The sequence below is a fragment of the Longimicrobiaceae bacterium genome (genome assembly GCA_035936415.1).
Lineage (GTDB): Bacteria > Gemmatimonadota > Gemmatimonadetes > Longimicrobiales > Longimicrobiaceae > JAFAYN01.
The window spans coordinates 1-1,553 of sequence record DASYWD010000020.1; the positions used below are offsets into that span (position 1 = coordinate 1).

Annotated in this window: 2 protein-coding genes and 1 riboswitch; both genes read left to right on the forward strand. The window is 78.2% G+C overall.

The annotated features are described in order from the left end of the window. Window positions 1-859 (forward strand): hypothetical protein (locus VGR37_00890; GenBank protein ID HEV2145950.1); only part of this gene is annotated, 859 nt, incomplete at its 5' end. A gap of 151 nt (window positions 860-1,010) precedes the next feature. After that, a riboswitch (cyclic di-GMP riboswitch) is annotated at window positions 1,011-1,085 on the forward strand. A 102-nt stretch (window positions 1,086-1,187) separates the two neighbouring features. After that, window positions 1,188-1,553: hypothetical protein (locus VGR37_00895; protein ID HEV2145951.1), on the forward strand; the 366-nt coding region annotated here is incomplete at its 3' end.

Sequence of the window (1,553 nt, forward strand, 5' to 3'; positions counted from 1 at the left end):
GTTCCGCCGGGCCGCCGCGCTCGACTCCACCGACCCCGCCGTGGCGTACCGGCTCGCCCGCCTGCACGAGGACCTGGGCGAGCCCGCGGAGGCGGCGGTGGAGTTCTGCCGCTACCTCGCTCTCGCCCCGGAATCGCCCGACGCGCCCGAGGTGGCGGCGCGCGTCGCCCGCCTGGCGCCCCGGCGCGACGAGGCCGCCGACCGCGCGATGGGGAGCTTCCGGGAGGGGCTCCTGGGGCTGGACCGCGGGGCGTACGCGGAAGCGGAGGCGGCCTTTTCCGTCGCGCTCCGGGCCCGCCCGGAGTGGCCGGAGGCGCACTTCAACCGCGCGCTCGCGCTCCTGGGGCGGCAGGACGAGGCACGCGCCGCGGCGGAGCTGGAGAGCTACCTCCGGCTGAGCCCCGGCGCGGCGGACGCGGATCGGGTACGGGAGACGATCCGGGCGCTCCGGCGCCCCGTGGCCGTCTTCTCCCCCACGGCAAGCCTGGCGCGCGGCCTGGCGGTCCCCGGCCTGGGACAGTTCCACACCCGGCGTCCCGCGCTGGGTGCAGCCGTGCTCGCCGGCGTCGGCACGGCGCTGTACGCCGCGTTCCGGCAGGAGGAGGTCACCCGGACGGCGACGGCGCAGGACCCGTTCGGCAACCCCTACGAGTACAGCTACCGGGCCACCGAGCGCCCGAGCCTGGGAGTGGGGATCGGCGCCGCGGCCGCCATCACCCTGGCCGGGGCCGCCGAGGCGTACCTGTACGCCCGCCGCGGCGCGGCCGGCGCACTGCGGATGAAGCCGGTCCTCGCCCCCGGCTCCTCCGGGACGGGGCTCCGGCTGGGACTGCGGGTGGAGCGCGGGAGCCAGCGGTGAGACGTCCAGGGGCGGCGGGGGCGGCCGCCCCCGGGGTGGACCCCGTCCACTTTCATGCGCTCCCCAGGAGGACAGCACGGGCTCGGATCTTGCCACGATGCAGGATGACGGCGCGTCCCTGAGGCACCGCCTCCGGGCGCGGGACAGGCACGGCCGACAAGAGCACACCCGTCGCGAGGCGGGGCCGCAAAGCCAGGAGTCTCCCCGAGACCGTCCGGCTGCCGAAGCTGCAGCACGCGTCCGCGTGCGCCCCCCCTGTCCGACGGGCGGGCGCACGGCTGGGCAGACCGATGCCGCGGCACAGGACAACTGCCCGAACTCCTGCATCGTGCGAACCCGACATCTCAGCCCTTCCGCGCCTCCGCGCCTCCCCGGTGCCGGGGCCGCGCTCGCCTCGGCGGCTGGCGGCGACTACGCCCAGGCCGCGCGCTGGCCGCGGCGCCTGCGGGACCTTCTCCGGGCGGGGCCGTCTCCGCAGCCGCGCTCGGCCCCCCGCTTCCTGCTCCCCCTCGGCGCAGCCGCGCTCGCGCTGCTCCCCCTGATGCTCCCGGAGCGGGCCGGCCCGGCGCTCGGCGCGCTCTGGCTGCTCGCGCTGGTCCCCGCCTTCCTGCTGGCCTACCATGGCGGCTGGCGGGGCGGCGCAGTCGCGGCGGGCGCCGTCGCCGGCTGCACGCTCGCCCTGGCGGCCTTCGGC